Genomic DNA, 17,359 nt, shown 5'->3' with positions numbered 1-17,359 from the left:
AGAAGCTGACTGCACCCTGACTGGAGTGATGAAAATGAACTGGGACATTATCGAAGGCAATTGGAAACAGGTTAAAGGCAAGGCCCAGGAACAGTGGGGCAAGCTGACCAACGACGATCTGGACCGGATCGAAGGCAATCGCGACCAGCTTGCCGGCAAGATCCAGGAGCTCTACGGCAAGTCGCGCGACGAAGCAGAGCGCGAAGTCGATGAGTGGGCAAGTCGCCACTGATCGTCGAACAGATGAAAAAGAGCCGGGCGATCCGTCGCCCGGCTCTTTTCGTTCGAAATTGCTGATCTGCTGGTTGCTGATCAGATTTTGAGGGCGGCTGCCGCCTTTGCACGGGTTTCAATGCCGGACCAGTCGTCCTCCGCAATCGCCTTTGCGTCGGCAATCCAGGAACCGCCAACGCACAGGACGTTCGGCAGTTTCAGATAGTCCGGAGCCTTGTCGAGGCTGACGCCGCCGGTGGGGCAGAATTTGGCCGCCGCCAGCGGGGAGGAGAGAGACTTGAGGTAGGACGCACCGCCTGCCTGTTCGGCGGGGAAGAACTTCAGCCGCTCATAGCCACGTTCCAGCAGGAACATGACTTCCGATGCAGTGGCTGCACCTGGAAGCAGAGGCACGCTGTGCTGGTCGGCTGCGTCCAGCAGGTTGGCGGTTGCGCCAGGGGAGACGATGAAACGGGCACCTGCAGAAACGGCGGCATCATATTGCTTGCCGTCCAGCACCGTGCCGGCACCCACAATCGCGCCTTCCACGTGCTCGTTGACCGCGTTGATCGCTTCCAGGGCATGGGCCGTGCGCAAGGTGATCTCGATGGCAGGCAGGCCGCCGCGCACAAGCGCTTCGGCCATGGCGACGGCCTTCCTGGGATCCTCCACGATCAGCACCGGTATCACCGGTGCCGCGCACATTACCTTCTCGATCTTTTCAATGTCCTGGGCCATATCGCCTCCAAAATCTCTTTCTTGTCGTCCCTGCACCGACCGCAGCAGCCGGAGCAGATCGCAGACTCTATCGTGCCGAATTCACCTGGCCGTTCGGGACCTGATCCTTACTCACCAAACACATGCGCGCCAGTGTCGGCCGAACCAACCGCACCGCGGAAGGCGGCGAAAAGGTCCCGGCCGGTGCCGAACTGGCTCTGGCTCAGGTCAGCTTCCGCCAGCGGGCGGGCGTTGAATTCGGCTTCGTCGACCAGCACTTCCAATTTACCCGTCACCGCATCGACGCGGATCATGTCTCCGTCACGGATTTTGGCGATCGGGCCGCCGGCCGCAGCTTCCGGGGTCACATGGATTGCCGCCGGGACCTTGCCGGAAGCACCAGACATGCGGCCGTCGGTAATCAGGGCGACCTTGTGGCCGCGATCCTGAAGGATGCCGAGGCAGGGCGTCAGCTTATGCAGTTCGGGCATGCCGATGGCCTTCGGGCCCTGGAACCGGACCACGGCGGCAACATCGCCGGTCAGTTCCTTGTTGTTGAAGGCGGTCAGGAAATCGTTCTGGTCGTGGAAGACGCGGGCAGGTGCCTCGATGATGTGGCGTTCCTTGGCAACAGCCGAGATCTTGATGACGGCCTTGCCCATATTGCCGGTGAGCATCTTCAGGCCGCCCGTCGGCTGGAAGGCCTTGGCAACGGGAGCCAGCACCGTTTCGTCACCGGAGGTCTCAGGAACCTCTTCGCGTTGCACGTTGCCGTCTGCGTCGAGTTTCGCTTCCACGGTGTAACCGGAGAGGTCTGTGCCGTAGACGGTCTTCACGTCCTGGTGCAGGTAACCGTCACCCAGCAGTTCACGGATCAGGAAGGCAAGGCCACCGGCGGCCTGGAAGTGGTTCACATCGGCTTTGCCGTTCGGATAGACGCGGGCCAGAAGCGGCACGACATCGGAGAGATCGGAGATGTCGTCCCAGGTCAGCCTGATGCCTGCAGCAGCGGCAATTGCCACCAGATGCATGGTGTGGTTGGTCGACCCACCCGTGGCGTGCAGGCCGACAACGCCGTTGACGATCGCCTTTTCGCTGATGACTTCACCGGCGGGGGTGAACTCGTTGCCGAGAGCGGAAATCGCGATGGCGCGCTTGGCCGCTTCCCTGGTCAGGGCGTCGCGCAGGGGCGTGCCCGGATTGACGAAGGAGGCACCCGGCATATGCAGGCCCATGATCTCCATCAGCATCTGGTTGGAGTTGGCCGTGCCGTAGAAGGTGCAGGTGCCCGGCGAATGATAGGCGCGGGACTCGCTTTCCAGCAGGGCGTCACGGCCGACTTTGCCTTCGGCATAGAGCTGGCGGATCTTGGCCTTCTCGTCGTTGGAAATGCCTGTCGGCATCGGACCAGCGGGAACGAACACGGCCGGCAGATGGCCAAAGGAGAGGGCCGCGATGGCAAGACCGGGCACGATCTTGTCGCAGATGCCGAGAAAGACCGCTGCATCGAACATCTGATGCGACAGGCCGACGGCAGCAGCCATGGCGATCACATCGCGGGAAAACAGCGACAGTTCCATGCCGTCCTGCCCCTGGGTGACACCGTCGCACATGGCCGGAACGCCACCGGCAACCTGGGCAACCGCGCCGATTTCGTGTGCGGCTTCGCGGATCAGGGCCGGATAGGTCTCATAGGGCTGGTGGGCCGACAGCATGTCGTTATAGGAGGTGATGATGCCGAGGTTCGGTACCACGTCGCCGGAAAGGGCCTGCTTGTCGGAGAGGCCACAGGCGGCGAACCCATGGGCGAGGTTGCCACAGGACAGGCGCGAACGCTGCGGGCCCTTGTCGGCGGCCTTGCCGATGCGGTCCAGATATCTTGAGCGGCTGTCGTGACTGCGTTTGACGATCCGTTCGGTGACGTCGCCAATGCGATCCTGGATGGTCATTGCTTCAAATCCTTTGCTAGCCGCGCCGCGGCCTGGCTGGTCCTATGTCCGGCACATAGGGCGTTGCGGCGAGCTTGCCGCTCTCTAATCGATTTAAGAGGCCGGAAACGCGCAAGGCCGGGCCTTGCGCGAGTGATATCAGTTGCTGTCGTCTTCGGCCCAGGTGCGGCCGTCACGCTCGACCAGAGCGATGGAGGCGGACGGACCCCAGGTGCCGGCGGTGTAGCCTTTCGGCGTTTCCTTGGAGGCTGCCCATGCAGCCTGGATCGGGTCGATCCAAGCCCAGGCGGCGTCAACTTCGTCACGGCGCATGAACAGGGTCTGGTTGCCGCGGATCACGTCCATGATCAGGCGTTCGTAGGCATCCGGGTTACGCACCTTGAAGGCTTCGGCAAAACTCATGTCGAGCGGAACCTGACGCAGGCGCATGCCGCCGGGGCCGGGGTCCTTGATCATGATCTGCATCTGGACGCCTTCATCCGGCTGCAGACGGATGATGAGGCGGTTGGCGGTGATCGCCCCGGCTTCCGCGTCGAAAATCGAATGCGGGATCGGGCGGAACTGGACGACGATTTCTGATACACGCTGCGCCAGACGCTTGCCGGTGCGCAGGTAGAAGGGCACGCCGGCCCAACGCCAGTTGGCGATTTCCGCCTTCAGGGCGACGAAGGTTTCCGTCCGGCTTTCGTTGTTGCCGAGCTCTTCCAGGTAACCGGGAACCGCACCTCCGGCCGAAGCCCCTGCGCGGTACTGGCCGCGCACGGTCAGCTTGTCGATGCTCTGCTCGTCGATCGGGGCAAGAGCTTTCAGAACCTTCAGCTTTTCGTCGCGCACGCTGTCGGCGTTCATGCTTTCCGGCGGCTCCATCGCAACAAGGCAGAGCAACTGCAGGATGTGGTTCTGCACCATGTCGCGCAGGGCACCCGCAGTGTCGTAGTAGCCGGCACGGCCACCGGTGCCGAGCGACTCGGCCACGGTGATCTGGACGTGATCGATATGGGCCGCGTTCCACAGCGGTTCGAACAGGGCATTGGCAAAGCGCAGGGCCATCAGGTTCTGCACCGTTTCCTTGCCGAGATAGTGGTCGATACGGAAGATCTGGTGTTCGTTGAACACAGCACCGACCGTGTCGTTGAGCGCCCTGGCGGACTTGCCGTCCTTGCCGATGGGCTTTTCCATGACGACGCGGGAATGATCGTTGACGACGCCGATACGGCCGAGGTTCTCGCAGATTGTGCCGAAGAGGTCCGGGCCGACCGCAAGATAGAAGGCGCGGATGACTTCAGGGCGTTCGTCCAGGATGGTTCTCAGATCTTCAAAGCCATCGCCTGTGGCGATGTCGATCTTGACGTAGCGCAGGCGCTTCAGGAACTGCTGAAGATGCTCGTCGTCCAGATCCTTGACGTGTTCTTCAAGCGCGGCCTTGGCATAGTCGCGATAATCGTCGTCGGAATAGTCCCGGCGAGCACTGCAGATGATGCGGGCGTTTTCCGGCATCTGGCCGTCCGCGTCGCGGTGGTAAAGGGCAGGCAGAAGCTTGCGGTGGGCGAGGTCTCCGGAGGCTCCGAAAACGACGAGGTCGAATTCTTCAACTTCAATGACGCGTACCGCCATAAAACATCCCTTCTCACAGCTGCCAGTCCGATGGGCCGCTCCGGCCTGGACCGTTTTCGACTGCCTTTTAAATCGATTTAATTCTCTTGTCAGCCCCTCATTTCAGGGCCGACCACTCTTTTTCCAATTCGCTCCTGCGCGGCAGATCCGCTCCCCTCCGGGAGCAAGTGATGGCAGCTGCCCCGACAGCGAAGTCAAGAAGACGATTTAGCTGGCCGGCGTCAAGGGCTGCAAGCGCATCACGGTTGGTTGCACCTAGATGTTTCAGCCCTGCAAGCAGGGCTGCCTGGAAGGTGTCGCCCGCGCCAACGGTGTCTTCAACGGTTACCTTGATGCCCGGACGGCTGACTTCGATGCCTTCGGCAAATGCGGTTGCACCGTCGCCGCCCCGTGTGACGATGACCAGCGAAGCCCCCATGCCGAGCCAGGCGCGGGCAATGGTTTCAACGGGTTCACCGGGAGCGATCAGGGCAAGGTCTTCGTCCGACACTTTGACGACATCCGTCAACGGAACAAGGCTTTCCGTATTGCGGCGCCAGAGCGCCATGTCCGGCACCACGGTCGGGCGTATGTTCGGGTCGAAGGAGACCAGCGTATGGTCTCGCTCGCGTTCGATCAGAGCCCTGAAGGCGGCCGAAACCGGCTCGACCAGTGCCGTGTAGGACCCGATGTGCAGAAACAATAGCGGTTCGTCGAACTGCGGCAGGTCATCGACGGTCACCATGCGGTCAGCCGCGTTCTCGCCGTAGAACGTATAGGCAGGAGAGCCATGCTCATCCTTCTGGACGAGGCTGAGCGTCGTCAGGTAGTCAGTCCTCAGGATATAGCGTTCCGAAACGCCTTCACTGCGGAACTTCTGGACCAGACGTTCGCCAAGGGCATCGCGTGAAATGCCGCCGAAAAACCCGGCGCCCTCTTCAAGGCGCGCCAGCCCCATGGCCACGTTGAAGGGGGATCCGCCGATACGGGCGTCGAAAGAAACACTGTCGCCGGAACCGGCTTCTCCAAAGAGATCGAACAGTGCTTCGCCGCAAATCAAAAACATATACGTTCTGGTCTTTCGTCGTTTGTCAGGAACCGCATCGACGGCGGATTCATGGCTTTGTGTCATTTCGCGGCAGCGGCCTTTGAGACCACCGCCTCATCCGAAGGAGGCCCGCAAGGCGCCGAACTCGCCGCCCATCCTTCGAGACGAACCTTTCGGTTCTCCTCAGGATGAGGGTGTGGGTAGGAGTGGGCTGAACCCGGTGTCTCCCGCCACCTTATTGGTTTCAACGAGGCGCGCCAATGGCGCTCGTTGCATGTGTCTTCTCTGCCCCCACAACGGCTCATCAAACCACCACCTCATCCTGAGGAGGGCTATAGGCCCGTCTCGAAGGATGGGCCACGGGTGCTGAATTTGCCGCCCATCCTTCGAGACGAACCTTTCGGTTCTCTTCGGGACGAGGGTTCGGGTGGGAGAGGTGCTGAACCCGGATTCTCCCGCTCCCTTATTTGTTCCAACGAGGCCTGCCAATGGCACCCGTTGAATGACCTTTCTCCTCCCTACAGCGGCTTATCAAACCACCACCTCATCCTGAGGAGGGCCATGGGCCCGTCTCGAAGGATGGGCCACAAGCACCGAATTTGCTGCCCATCTTTCGGGACGAGCCTTTCGGTTCTCTTCGGGATGAGGTCCCGGGTAGGAGGCGCCGGATGAAAGGCACCTCCCGTTTTTCTACCCTGGCCTAGGCCGCCATGCTGTCCGGCGGATCCATGGCTCCGGTCATGATCGCCACCGCATCGGACATGGAAAAGTCCGACGGTTTGATGACACAAGCCCGACTGCCCAGCCGATGAATGTGGATACGGTCGGCAACCTCGAAGACATGGGGCATGTTGTGACTGATCAGTACGATGGGCAAGCCCCTGGCCCTGACATCCTTGATCAGCTCCAGCACGCGCCGGCTTTCCTTGACGCCGAGAGCGGCGGTCGGCTCGTCCATGATCACGACCTTGGAGCCGAAAGCGGCCGCCCGTGCCACCGCCACCCCCTGCCGCTGACCGCCGGAAAGCGTTTCAACGGCCTGGTTGATGTTCTGAATAGTGAGCAGCCCCAGTTCGTTCAGCTTTTCGCGGGCGATCTCTTCCATCTTCTTTCGGTCCAGCTGGCGCAGCCAGGTGCCGCGGAAGCCAGGTTTCTTCAACTCACGGCCCATGAACATGTTGTCGGTGATCGACAGGGCAGGGGACATGGCCAGGGTCTGGTACACCGTCTCGATCCCGGCTTCGCGGGCGTCGATGGGCGAGGTGAAGTGGACGGGCTTGCCATCGAGCAGGATCTCTCCGCCATCAGGCTGCACGGCTCCGCTGAGAGCCTTGATCAAGGTGGATTTGCCGGCCCCGTTGTCGCCGATCACGGCGAGGATCTCGCCGGGATAGAGTTCGAAATCGGCTCGGTCCATGGCCACGACACGGCCGTAGCGCTTGACCAGTTTACGCGCTTGCAGGACAGGTTCCATTACACAGATACCTTTCTGATCCATTGGTCGATCGCGACCGCGCCGATGATGAGGATGCCGATCAGCAGGTAGGTCCACTGCGCATCGGCGCCGAGCAGGCGCAGGCTGAGCGTGAACACACCGACGATGAGTGCGCCGAACAGGGTGCCGAGCACGGATCCACGTCCGCCGAAGAGCGAGATGCCGCCGATCACCACGGCCGTGATGGATTCGATGTTGGCGAGCTGCCCCGTGGTCGGGGAGACCGAACCGATGCGGCCGATCATCGCCCAGCCGGCGAAGGCGCAGATAAGCCCGGACAGCATGTAGACCGATATCAGAACCTTCTTCACCTGCACGCCCGAAAGCTGCGCGGCTTCCGGATCGTCGCCAACGGCGTAAACATGCCTGCCCCAGGCTGTCTGACGCAGGGCGTAGGCCAGCACCAGCACCAGAAGCACCATGAAGATGACGCCGTAGGTGAAGACTGCGCCGCCGACATTGACCTTGTTGCCGAAGAACTGAAGCAGTGGTGCCACTTCGGCGATTTCCTGAGACCGGATGGTCTCATTGGCCGAATAAAGGAAGTTGGTGGCAAGCACGATCTGCCACATGCCGAGCGTCACGATGAAGGGGGGCAGCTTGACGATGGCGACAAGGAAGCCGTTGAGATACCCGCAAAAGGTACCGCAAATAAGGCCGCAGACGATGGAGACCTCCACCGGCAAACCATAGCGGAAGGTGAACTGCCCCATGACAACGGAGGACAGCACCATGATCGCGCCGACCGACAGATCGATGCCGGCGGTCAGGATGACGATGCTCTGTGCTGCCGCCACGATGCCGATGATCTGGACCTGCTGCAGGATCAGCGTCAGTGCGAAGGGGGAGAACAGTTTCGATCCGAGCAGCAGCCCGAAAACGACAAGGGAGAGTACCAGGACGATCAGCGGAACCAGTGATGGGGTCTGGTGCAGCGTGTGCTGGATTTTTTGCCCGATCCCATGACGTTCGTCATCGAATGAGGCGACAGCTTGCGGTCCGGAGGTGGCAGCGGATTCGTAGTCCGCCGGCCCCTTGGCCGTTTTGCTTTCTAAGGTCATGCCCGTTTAACCTTCTTTGCGCCGGTTTTGAAAAAAGGGGCAAGGTCGCCCATGCCCCTTTTGATCTCGTCCAGGGGTGTCTTAGCCCCAGCAGAGATCCGTTCCCTTGGCGGTGTCGATGGATTCGACGCCTTCAACCGGCTTGTCGGTCACAAGGGCAACACCGGTATCGAAGAAGTCCTTGCCTTCGGTCGGCTCCGGCTTGGTGCCATTGTCGGCCCAGGCCTTGATGGCCTCGATGCCGAGCGATGCCATCAGCAGCGGATACTGCTGCGAGGTGGCGCCGATAACACCGTCCTTGACGTTCTGAACACCCGGGCAACCGCCGTCGACAGAAACGATCAGCACGTCGTTTTCGCGGCCGATGGCCTTCAGTGCTTCATAGGCGCCGGCAGCAGCGGGTTCGTTGATCGTGTAGACCACGTTGACCATCGGATCCTTGGCAAGCAGGTTTTCCATGGCCTTGCGGCCACCTTCCTCGTTACCTGCGGTCACGTCGTTGCCGACGATGCGCGGATCGGTTTCGTCACCCCACTTGTTCGGGTCGCCAAGCTCGATGCCGAAGCCCTGCAGGAAGCCCTGGTCACGCAGCACGCCGACGGTTGGCTGGCTGATGCCGAGATCAAGCATGGCGATCTTGGCATTGGCTGCCTCGTCGCCCAGGCTGGCCGCGGCCCACTGGCCGATCAGCTCACCTGCCTTGAAGTTGTCGGTGGCGAAGGTTGCGTCGGCTGCGTCGATGGGATCGAGCGGCGTGTCGAGTGCAATCACCAGAAGGCCGGCGTCGCGCGCCTGCTGGACAGCCGGCACGATGGACGACGTGTCGGATGCGGTCAGCAGGATGCCCTTGGCACCGTCAGCAATGCAGGTTTCGATCGCTGCCACCTGGGTTTCATGGTCGCCGTCGATCTTGCCTGCGAAGGACTTCAGTTCGATGCCGAGTTCTTCAGCCTTTGCGGTAGCGCCTTCCTTCATTTTCACGAAGAACGGGTTGGTGTCCGTCTTGGTGATCAGGCAGGCGGAGATGTCTGCTGCGACTGCCGGAGTGGCAGCCATGGCGGCGAGAACGGAACCGGTCGCGAGTAGTTTGCGGATCATTTGTGTTTTTCCTCCCTGGCCAATTCAGGTTGAACGGTTGGGTGTGGCCAGATGTGACCCCAACCGTGCTGCCCGTGCCGGAAAGCTGGCTCTATCCTCCGAGCTGCCAGCCCCGGCGGGTCCGGTGTCTTTCCCGCCCGTCAGGATTGCTGCCCTGGGCGAGAAATTGAAGAATTGCGGCAGGCTGGCTGCGCCGATGGCGCCTGCGTCGTGGCCAAAGCTGCCGATTTCGATGTCGGGTGAATGGCGTTTCTCAGGCGCGGCCTTTTCCACGGCCTTTTTCAAGGCGGCCCGGAACGTTTCCGGGAACGGGCCACCAAGGTCGCCGTCGAGGACGACCAGCGGAACATCCAGAAGCGCATAGGCCGAGCGCAGGGCAAGTGCGAGCGCTTCGGCGCAGTCTTCCAGCCACTCGGTGTATTTCGGATCTCCGGTTTCAACCGCGTGCTGCAAATCGGAACGGTTGAGCTTTGGAAAATCTTCCGGCGACATGTGCCGGGCGAGTGCCACCAGCGATGCGCGGGTCAGCAGCAGGTCCCAGGAATTGCGGGCCTTTGGTGCGGTGGTCAACGTGCTTGGCGGGACGGGGATCATGGCGACGTCGCCTGCGTTGCCGGATACACCGCGCACCACATCGCCCTTCAGGATCAGGCCGCCACCGATCGCAGGTCCAAGGAAAAGATAGACGAAATTGTCGTTTTGCCGGCCCAGACCGTAGAAGAGTTCGGCCACCGCGGCTGCCGTGCCGTCGTTCTCGCTGAACACCGGCAGGCCGGTTGCCTTTTCAAGGGCGTCGGTCAGGTCGAAGTCTTCCCACTTCATGAAATCGGCCTGGGGCAGGCCCAATTCATGCAGCCAGGCACCGAGGTTGAACGGTTGCGCCAGGCCAATGCCGGTGATGCGGGACTGGTCTTCCTTGCTCAGATGCTGGCGCAGGAATTCCAGATCGTCCTTGAGGATTTCCATGGCCTCTTCGGGCGCAGGCAGGATCATGTCATGAAGCCGGCGGGCAATCAGCTGGCCGGAAAAATCCATCAACACGGTTTCCATGTTGGTCCGGTCCAGCCGCACCCCGAAGGAATAGGCGCCGCGCGGGGCAAGCCGGAGAATGGTTGCCGGTTGCCCGCGGCTGCCGTCGTGGCGCTTGCCGGCTTCCACGATCAACCCTTCCTCGATGAGGTTCTGGATGATGGCGCCGATGGCCGCGTTGGTCAGCTGTACCGCCCGGGCGAGTTCCGCCTTGGAGGCCTCACCGGCACGCCGAAGGATCTGAAGTACGATGCGTTCGTTGTACCGGCGCAATTGCGCGGAATTCGAACCACGGCCGCTTTTTGGCGTGTCCTCCACCGGTCTTGCTCCTCCCCAGGAACTGCCTGCTCTCGTCGGCGGCACCAGAATAAATAAGTTTGATAAAATTATTCGCCCAAGTGGCCCGGCTGTCAATCGCAATCTGTTTTGCAACGCACGTTTTCGATATTGTGGCGCGGTAAGTCTCTGCGCAACAACACGAAAAATTCTCGCCTGCCTCGGTAACATTTTTCCGGCAGGGGCCGGTCTGGCACATCCGCGCAGCCTGGGTGCGCGCGGGATTGACGGGCGATCCGTGTTTCAGCTCTTTCGTGCAGGACATCCTAACACACCTTCGCGAAATCGTTGCCGGAGCTTTCAACATCCGTATTGTCGGGGAGGGACGAGAATCGGAGACAAAAAATGCCGGCCACACATGATGAAGCGTTTCTGGAGCGGGCAATTGCTGCCGGGGCAGGAGAGCGTCCTGCCGATCTGGTGATCAGGAACGTCAGCCTGTTCAGCGTTGTCAATGGATCCACTGTCGAAACGGATATTGCGATCGTCGGTGACAGGATCGTCGGCACACACGGGCAGTATGAAGCCGAGGAAACCATCGACGGCAGCGGACTGACCGCCGTTCCCGGTTTCATCGACACGCATCTTCATGTGGAATCGTCTCTGGTCACGCCGTTTGAATTTGACCGCTGCGTGCTGCCGCACGGTGTCACCACAGCCATTTGCGATCCGCATGAGATTGCCAACGTTCTGGGTGCCGAAGGGATCCGATATTTCCTGGACAGTTCGCTGGAAACGGTGATGGACCTCAAGGTTAATCTCTCGTCCTGCGTTCCCGCAACGGCTTTCGAGACAGCCGGGGCCTGCCTGGAGATCGAGGACCTGCTGCCGTTCCGCGATCATCCAAGCGTGATCGGCCTTGCCGAATTCATGAATTTTCCAGGTGTGCTTGCGCGCGATCCCAAGGTGCTGGCGAAGCTTGCCGCCTTTCAGGACGGTCATATCGACGGCCATGCGCCTCTGCTTCAGGGCATTGGCCTCAACGGTTATCTGGCCGCAGGCATCCGCACCGACCACGAGGCAACCTCCGCCGAGGAGGCGCTGGAAAAGCTCGCCAAAGGCATGACGATCCTGATGCGGGAAGGCTCCGTTTCCAAGGACCTGGAAGCGCTGGCTCCGATCCTGACACCGGATGTTTCGGCTTTCGTCGCGCTGTGCACGGACGACCGCAATCCGCTCGATATTGCCGAGGAAGGCCACCTCGACAGCATGATCCGCCGCCTGATCGCCAAGGGTATCCGTCCGCTGGACGCCTATCGGGCCGCAAGCTGGTCGGCGGCCAATGCCTTTGGCCTGAAAGACAGGGGCGTGATTGCACCGGGCAAGCGCGCAGACATTGCGCTGTTGAGCGACTTTGCCGATTGCCGTGTGGCGCAAGTGATCTGCGGCGGTGTTCTGGCGACGGACGAAGCATTTGCAAATAGAACCATCGTCCCGCCGGTTGGCCTCGACAGCGTGCATGTCGGCCAGGTCACCGCGTCAAAGTTCGATATACCGGCGCGCAACAGCGAGGCCGACGTTATCGGTGTGGTGCCGGGCAGGATCATCACCGAACACCTGAAGCGCACCTTGCCGGTGACCGGCGGCAAGACGCTGGCCGATCTTGATCAGGATGTGCTGAAGGTCGCCGTCGTGGAGCGGCACAAGGGCACTGGCAACATTGGCCTCGGTTTCGTCAATGGTTTCGGCATGAAACAGGGCGCAATTGCTTCGTCCGTCGGCCATGACAGCCACAACATCTGCGTGGTTGGCGCGGATGAGGAAGCCATGGCCCACGCGGTCAACCGGGTGATCGCCATGAAGGGCGGATTTGCCGTTGCCGACAAGGATGGTGTGAAAGCCGAACTTGCCCTGCCGCTGGCGGGACTGATGAGCCTGGAGCCGTTCGAAACGGTGAAGGAGGAACTGGAGCACCTGCGCGCCGCCGCCAAGGATCTCGGCTGTACGCTGGCCGAACCGTTTCTGCAGGTCGCCTTCCTGCCTTTGCCGGTCATTCCGCATCTGAAGATCACCGATTTTGGCGTCTTCGATGTCAACAAATTCGAACTGATCGATCAGGGGAGTTGATGCGCGCCTTCAGTACTGGCGCAATCGTGCTCGAAAACGTGCCCATTTCCGCGCGGATCGCAACGCCAGAAACAGGAGGACTGCTCCGGCAACAAGGGACCAGAACAGGATCTGGCTGTCGAGAGAAAACCTGTCCAAACTGCGGGTGGGATAGGCAATCTTCGGATTGAGTGGCAAATAAGTGACGTTCAGAGCGCCGTCTGTCTCTCGGATGATCTCCCCAGGCTTTATCCTGAAATCCAGAGTTTGGGCCGGTGCGTTCGTTGGGTTGATTTCAACGACGATCCTTTCGTCGTGCCAGCTTTTGAAGTTCTTGAAAGTGTTCCGGTAATTGGAACGATAATGCGCCCAAGCCTTGTCCCCATCGGGCGTGTCGTTGATAATGACCAGAACCTTGCCGGGGGTGGTTTCGCCAAAGCCCTTCAGAAGCCAGTACTTCAAACCGCTGTCGTGGTGGAAATAAATTGAGATCGCGACAGCGCTAGCTACAAAAAACAGGATGGCCAGGTGAAGCGCGTGGCTGTCTTCTGCCGCTTCTTTCGGGTTATACAAAGGCAACACCTTTCGTTCGAGTATTGCACCAAGATATGCACCTAAAAGTAGCAGTGACGCAATTCCTCAAGACAAAATCTATGGGTCTGGTTCGCTCCAGCGTTCGGAATGCGCGCGACACCTTCCTGCCTTTGCCGGGCATTTCGCATCTGAAGATCACCGAATTCGGTTTCTTCGATGTCAACAAGCTCGAACTGGTGGATCAGGGGAGCTGAAACAGGTCTTTCGATGATCCTCACTCTTGCCGTTTCCGGATACCGCTCGCTACGCGACATCGTCTTGCCTCTCGACCGCATCACCCTGGTGACGGGTGCGAACGGCAGCGGTAAGTCGAGCCTTTACCGGTCGATCCGTTTGCTGGCGGAAGTCTCGCAAGGCCAGGCGATTGCCTCGCTGGCTGCGGAAGGTGGCCTCAATTCGACGCTCTGGGCGGGGCCTGAAGCTTTTTCCAGGGCAATGAAACAGGGCGAAGTGCCGGTTCAGGGAACCGTGCGCAAGGGTGTGGTCAGTCTGAAGCTTGGCTTTGCCGATGAGGACTACGGCTATGCGATAGATCTCGGTCTGCCGGCGGACGCCGGGCGTTCGCTGTTTTCCATGGATCCGGAAATCAAGGCCGAGGCCCTGTGGGCCGGCGAAGCCTTGTCCCGCTCGAACGAGATTGCAGCCAGAAACGGCCCGACGGTAAGGGTTCTCAATGCCCACGGGCAGCGCATACCGGTTTTCCAGAACCTTGCACGCTTCGACAGCATGATGACCCATGCCGCCGATCCGAAAGACGGTCTGGAACTTCTGGTCATGCGTGAGCGCATGCGCGCCTGGCGTTTTTATGATCACCTGCGCACCGACAGGGACGCTCCCGCACGGTTTCCCAAGATAGGAACACGGACACCTGTGCTGAGCGGGGATGGCGGGGATCTGGCAGCCGCTCTTCAGACCATCCTGGAAATTGGTGACGAGCGGGCCCTGGAAGAGGCTGTCGATGATGCGTTCCCCGGAGCATCCGTCAGGATTTCGGTCAATGACGGCTATTTTGAACTGCTGATGCAGCAGAAGGGGCTGTTGCGCGAGCTACGGGCCAGTGAATTGTCTGACGGAACGCTCCGGTATCTCCTGTTGACGGCGGCGCTCCTGTCGCCGCGCCCGGCGCCCTTGGTGGTGCTGAACGAGCCCGAGACAAGCCTCCACCCGGCATTGCTGGAGCCTCTCGCCCGGCTGATTGCACGGGCCGCGGAAAAGACGCAGGTGATCGTCGTTTCCCATGCGGAAGAACTGGTGTCCGTGCTGTCGTCGGAAAGAGGCTGCATGCGCTACGATCTGCGCAAGGAACTTGGCGAGACGGTTGTGGATAGCGCTGATACACCTCGCTGGAACTGGCCAAAGAGATAAACCGCCTGTTTTGCGGAGTTGTCTATAAGTTTTTGATTTGACGTCTCTATTGCCAACCGGCTCAGCTGGCTTATCTTAAGCGGATGGTTCTTCACGCGCAAAAAAACGACGAGGTGTCGTTACGTCGCGAGTTGACGTGAACGGAAGGTTGCGTCATGTCAGAAGAGACCCAAAGAGGTGACGCCTCATTGGTGGCCGGGCCCTTGAGGAGGACCATTTCGCGGTACGGATTTTGTCCGGATCACGAAATTTCAGGATAAAGGCCCGTCCGCGCAGTGAAGCGATAAAACGCGTTGGAGAACGTAATGACGACTGCGGAGGAGTGGAACGCGGCGTTCAAGCCCCGTCCAGTACACGAGTATCTCGAGACGACCGTTGCCCAATACGGGACCCGTCCTGCCTGTGATTTCATGGGCAAGGTGTGGACTTATGCCGAGTTCGGCGCGCTGGTCGACAGGACGGCTGCCGGACTGCAGGCGATGGGCGTCGGCCCGGGTGTTCACGTCGGCCTGTGCCTGCCAAACACGCCTTTCTACACGATCTTCTATTTCGCGGTTCTGAAGATCGGCGCCACGGTCGCCAACTTCAATCCGCTCTACGTCGAGCGCGAACTGTCGTTCCAGGCGCGAGATGCCGATGTGCGCATCATGGTGACCATGGATCTGAAGGTGATCTACGACAAGGTCGAGGAGGTTCGCAGGGAACGGGCGCTCGACAAGATCATTGTCTGCCCGATGGCCTGGTGTCTGCCGACGATCAAGAAGGTGCTGTTCAGTCTGTTCAAGCGAAAGGAACTGGCGGACATTCCCCGTGATGACGCCCACATTCGTTTCGAAGACCTGCAGACGAGGGGAGACAAGCCCAGGCCGGTCGCAATCGATCCGGCAAACGATATTGCGGTGTTGCAGTATACCGGGGGCACCACCGGCGTTCCCAAGGGCGCGATGCTGACGCACAGAAACCTGTCGGCCAATATCGAGCAGATGCGCTGCGTCTTCGAAAAGGCGCGGCCGGGCCAAGAAAAGATGCTGTGCGTTCTGCCGTTCTTCCACGTCTTCGCAATGACGGTGGGGCAGAACCTGTCAATCATTCTGGGCGCTGAAATGGTGCTGCAGCCGCGCTTTGAGCTGAAGTCACTGCTCGAAGCGGTCAAGCGCAAGAAAGTGACCCTCTTTCCGGGCGTACCGACGATCTACACGGCCATCAACAACTCGCCCATGACGGCGAATTACGATCTCACCAGCATCAGGATCTGCTTGTCGGGCGGCGCGCCTTTGCCGGTGGAGGTCAAGGAAAGCTTTGAAAAGATCACGGGCTGCATTCTGGTGGAAGGATACGGCCTCACCGAAACGTCGCCAGTTGCCGCGGTCAACCCGCTGGACGACAGCCGCCGGGCGGGTTCCATCGGAAGGCTGGTGCCGGGGACCAGTGCCCGCTTCGTGAGCATCGTGGACCGCGAAACCGTGGTTCCGGCAGGCGAGAAGGGCGAGTTGCTGCTGCACGGGCCCCAGGTGATGAAGGGCTACTGGAAGCGCGAGGACGCGACCGCCGAGACCATCACCCATGACGGCTATCTGCATACGGGTGACGTCGGTTATCAGGATGATGGCGGCTTCATCTATCTGGTCGACAGGATCAAGGACCTGATCCTGTGCTCTGGATACAACGTCTATCCGCGTGTCATCGAGGAAGCGATCTACCAGCACGAGGCCGTGGACGAGACCATCGTCATTGCCGTGCCTGATGCCTATCGCGGCCAGAGCCCGAAGGCCTTCATCAAGCTGAAGGAAGGCCATTCACTCACCGCCGATGACATGAAGGCCTTCCTGAAGGACCATCTGTCGACGATCGAACTGCCAAGAGACTATGAGTTCCGTGACGAGTTGCCGAAAACCATGGTCGGCAAATTGTCGAAGAAGGAACTGGTCGAGGAAGAAGCCCAGAAGCGGGCAGCGGCGGAAGCCCGGAGCGCCTGAGCGCACCGTTCCTGAAAACACCGGAAGCGCTCTCAATCGAGCGCTTCCGTGCAATGCTTTCTGTCTAAACCGGCACAATTTTCAAGTCACGCAGAGCGGGTTTCCACCTGACAAGCGGTCACACTGCTGTCGCATAAACCCGTTGCAACGAAGCGGCGTGATTGCCTCACAGCGTCTTCAAATAGTCCTGAAATTCCTTGCCCGGTTCTTTCGGAAACCGTGTGTCGGTGATCGCAAATGACCTGATGCGGTCGAGCCGGAAATTCCGGAAGCCGTTCCGTACTTCGCACCACGCAGTCAGCACCCAGACACTTTCGAAGGCGGTCAGTCCCAGCGGGCGGGTGAGGCGTTCACTGACGCGGTCCTGCAGGTCGCTGTAGCCGAGTTGCACCTTGCGCCGTTTGCGGATGGCATCGCGCAGCGGAGACAGGGCGTCATGTCCTTGTGCCGAGGAGGCCTTGCCGACCGCAAGCAACGGACGGTTCAGCGAGCGTTCGCCTTCGGACAGAACTGCTCCAAGCTTGCCGAGCACCCGCTCGGCCGTTTCGCGCATGGTTTTGTCGCCACGTGCCTTGACCATGCGAATGCCGAGCAGGATGACATCCAGCTCGTCCGGATCGAACTGCATTGGCGGCAGAAAATAGCCGCGTTCGAGAACGTAGCCGACACCGCCTTCACCGCGAATGGGCGCGCCCATCGCCTTAAGCGTGGCCATGTCCCGATAAATGGTGCGTTCCGTCACGCCCAGCAGCTCCGCAAGCATGGCGGCCGGAACGGCGCCTCTGCGGCTGCGCAGGGTATCCAGGATGGAAAACAGCCTGATGGTTCGCATGGGTGTC

General features: G+C 60.4%; 15 protein-coding genes. 5 read left to right on the top strand and 10 right to left on the bottom strand.

Going from position 1 to position 17,359, the window contains the following annotated elements; all coding sequences use genetic code 11:
* The first annotated feature begins 34 nt into the window (after window positions 1-34).
* The gene (locus ACVDG9_RS17065) at window positions 35-232 is read left to right on the top strand and encodes a CsbD family protein (RefSeq protein ID WP_031269168.1); all 198 of its coding nucleotides are present in this window, start codon (window positions 35-37) and stop codon (window positions 230-232) included.
* A gap of 80 nt (window positions 233-312) precedes the next feature.
* On the opposite strand, the gene eda is transcribed toward ACVDG9_RS17065, so the two are convergent.
* The 8 genes from eda to ACVDG9_RS17025 all read right to left on the bottom strand — a co-directional run bounded on the left by eda (window position 313) and on the right by ACVDG9_RS17025 (window position 10,521).
* Window positions 313-951 (bottom strand): bifunctional 4-hydroxy-2-oxoglutarate aldolase/2-dehydro-3-deoxy-phosphogluconate aldolase, encoded by a 639-nt coding sequence (gene eda / locus ACVDG9_RS17060; protein WP_447238534.1) that lies wholly within the window; start codon window positions 949-951, stop codon window positions 313-315.
* Window positions 952-1,058: 107 nt separating this feature from the next.
* Entirely contained in the window at window positions 1,059-2,879 is a 1,821-nt protein-coding gene (gene edd / locus ACVDG9_RS17055) for a phosphogluconate dehydratase (protein WP_062488222.1), read from the bottom strand.
* Between the two features lie 138 nt (window positions 2,880-3,017).
* Entirely contained in the window at window positions 3,018-4,493 is a 1,476-nt protein-coding gene (gene zwf / locus ACVDG9_RS17050) for a glucose-6-phosphate dehydrogenase (protein ID WP_055655338.1), read from the bottom strand.
* Between the two features lie 97 nt (window positions 4,494-4,590).
* The gene (locus tag ACVDG9_RS17045) at window positions 4,591-5,538 is read right to left on the bottom strand and encodes a carbohydrate kinase family protein (RefSeq protein ID WP_447238533.1); all 948 of its coding nucleotides are present in this window, start codon (window positions 5,536-5,538) and stop codon (window positions 4,591-4,593) included.
* A gap of 682 nt (window positions 5,539-6,220) precedes the next feature.
* Window positions 6,221-6,994, bottom strand: a complete 774-nt coding sequence (locus tag ACVDG9_RS17040) for an ATP-binding cassette domain-containing protein (protein ID WP_023000620.1) — start codon at window positions 6,992-6,994, stop codon at window positions 6,221-6,223.
* On the bottom strand, window positions 6,994-8,076 hold the full coding sequence (locus ACVDG9_RS17035) for an ABC transporter permease (protein ID WP_152510206.1): 1,083 nt from the start codon (window positions 8,074-8,076) through the stop codon (window positions 6,994-6,996). Before ACVDG9_RS17035 ends, ACVDG9_RS17040 begins: the two co-directional genes overlap by 1 nt.
* A gap of 81 nt (window positions 8,077-8,157) precedes the next feature.
* Complete coding sequence (locus ACVDG9_RS17030) at window positions 8,158-9,174, bottom strand: sugar ABC transporter substrate-binding protein (protein WP_023000622.1); 1,017 nt, start codon at window positions 9,172-9,174, stop codon at window positions 8,158-8,160.
* A 24-nt stretch (window positions 9,175-9,198) separates the two neighbouring features.
* Complete coding sequence (locus ACVDG9_RS17025) at window positions 9,199-10,521, bottom strand: ROK family transcriptional regulator (protein WP_201030462.1); 1,323 nt, start codon at window positions 10,519-10,521, stop codon at window positions 9,199-9,201.
* Window positions 10,522-10,884: 363 nt separating this feature from the next.
* Between ACVDG9_RS17025 and ade the strand changes: the two genes are divergently transcribed.
* Complete coding sequence (gene ade / locus ACVDG9_RS17020) at window positions 10,885-12,606, top strand: adenine deaminase (RefSeq protein ID WP_447238532.1); 1,722 nt, start codon at window positions 10,885-10,887, stop codon at window positions 12,604-12,606.
* A gap of 9 nt (window positions 12,607-12,615) precedes the next feature.
* On the opposite strand, the gene ACVDG9_RS17015 is transcribed toward ade, so the two are convergent.
* Entirely contained in the window at window positions 12,616-13,167 is a 552-nt protein-coding gene (locus tag ACVDG9_RS17015) for a hypothetical protein (RefSeq protein ID WP_296602271.1), read from the bottom strand.
* Window positions 13,168-13,238: 71 nt separating this feature from the next.
* Between ACVDG9_RS17015 and ACVDG9_RS17010 the strand changes: the two genes are divergently transcribed.
* From ACVDG9_RS17010 to ACVDG9_RS17000, 3 genes are all read left to right on the top strand, one after another.
* Entirely contained in the window at window positions 13,239-13,373 is a 135-nt protein-coding gene (locus tag ACVDG9_RS17010) for a hypothetical protein (RefSeq protein WP_023000626.1), read from the top strand.
* Window positions 13,374-13,386: 13 nt separating this feature from the next.
* The gene (locus tag ACVDG9_RS17005; protein ID WP_228932890.1) at window positions 13,387-14,544 is read left to right on the top strand and encodes an AAA family ATPase; all 1,158 of its coding nucleotides are present in this window, start codon (window positions 13,387-13,389) and stop codon (window positions 14,542-14,544) included.
* Between the two features lie 305 nt (window positions 14,545-14,849).
* On the top strand, window positions 14,850-16,520 hold the full coding sequence (locus tag ACVDG9_RS17000) for a long-chain-fatty-acid--CoA ligase (RefSeq protein ID WP_447238531.1): 1,671 nt from the start codon (window positions 14,850-14,852) through the stop codon (window positions 16,518-16,520).
* A 166-nt stretch (window positions 16,521-16,686) separates the two neighbouring features.
* On the opposite strand, the gene ACVDG9_RS16995 is transcribed toward ACVDG9_RS17000, so the two are convergent.
* Window positions 16,687-17,352, bottom strand: a complete 666-nt coding sequence (locus ACVDG9_RS16995; protein WP_077292412.1) for a helix-turn-helix transcriptional regulator — start codon at window positions 17,350-17,352, stop codon at window positions 16,687-16,689.
* Window positions 17,353-17,359: the final 7 nt, after the last annotated feature.

The sequence above is a fragment of the Roseibium sp. RP-7 genome (assembly GCF_053005225.1).
The sequence above is the reverse complement of the archived record's forward strand: the minus strand, read 5'-3'. Positions and strand labels throughout refer to the sequence as shown.

What these genes read in the sequence shown, in the direction of transcription:
- eda (WP_447238534.1), bottom strand. Translation starts at nt 951, where the DNA reads ATGGCCCAGGACATTGAAAAGATCGAGAAGGTAATGTGCGCGGCACCG.
- ACVDG9_RS17005 (WP_228932890.1), top strand. Translation starts at nt 13,387, where the DNA reads ATGATCCTCACTCTTGCCGTTTCCGGATACCGCTCGCTACGCGACATC.
- ACVDG9_RS17065 (WP_031269168.1), top strand. Translation starts at nt 35, where the DNA reads ATGAACTGGGACATTATCGAAGGCAATTGGAAACAGGTTAAAGGCAAG.
- zwf (WP_055655338.1), bottom strand. Translation starts at nt 4,493, where the DNA reads ATGGCGGTACGCGTCATTGAAGTTGAAGAATTCGACCTCGTCGTTTTC.
- ACVDG9_RS17000 (WP_447238531.1), top strand. Translation starts at nt 14,850, where the DNA reads ATGACGACTGCGGAGGAGTGGAACGCGGCGTTCAAGCCCCGTCCAGTA.
- ACVDG9_RS17045 (WP_447238533.1), bottom strand. Translation starts at nt 5,538, where the DNA reads ATGTTTTTGATTTGCGGCGAAGCACTGTTCGATCTCTTTGGAGAAGCC.
- edd (WP_062488222.1), bottom strand. Translation starts at nt 2,879, where the DNA reads ATGACCATCCAGGATCGCATTGGCGACGTCACCGAACGGATCGTCAAA.
- ACVDG9_RS16995 (WP_077292412.1), bottom strand. Translation starts at nt 17,352, where the DNA reads ATGCGAACCATCAGGCTGTTTTCCATCCTGGATACCCTGCGCAGCCGC.
- ACVDG9_RS17035 (WP_152510206.1), bottom strand. Translation starts at nt 8,076, where the DNA reads ATGACCTTAGAAAGCAAAACGGCCAAGGGGCCGGCGGACTACGAATCC.
- ade (WP_447238532.1), top strand. Translation starts at nt 10,885, where the DNA reads ATGCCGGCCACACATGATGAAGCGTTTCTGGAGCGGGCAATTGCTGCC.
- ACVDG9_RS17010 (WP_023000626.1), top strand. Translation starts at nt 13,239, where the DNA reads ATGGGTCTGGTTCGCTCCAGCGTTCGGAATGCGCGCGACACCTTCCTG.
- ACVDG9_RS17030 (WP_023000622.1), bottom strand. Translation starts at nt 9,174, where the DNA reads ATGATCCGCAAACTACTCGCGACCGGTTCCGTTCTCGCCGCCATGGCT.
- ACVDG9_RS17040 (WP_023000620.1), bottom strand. Translation starts at nt 6,994, where the DNA reads ATGGAACCTGTCCTGCAAGCGCGTAAACTGGTCAAGCGCTACGGCCGT.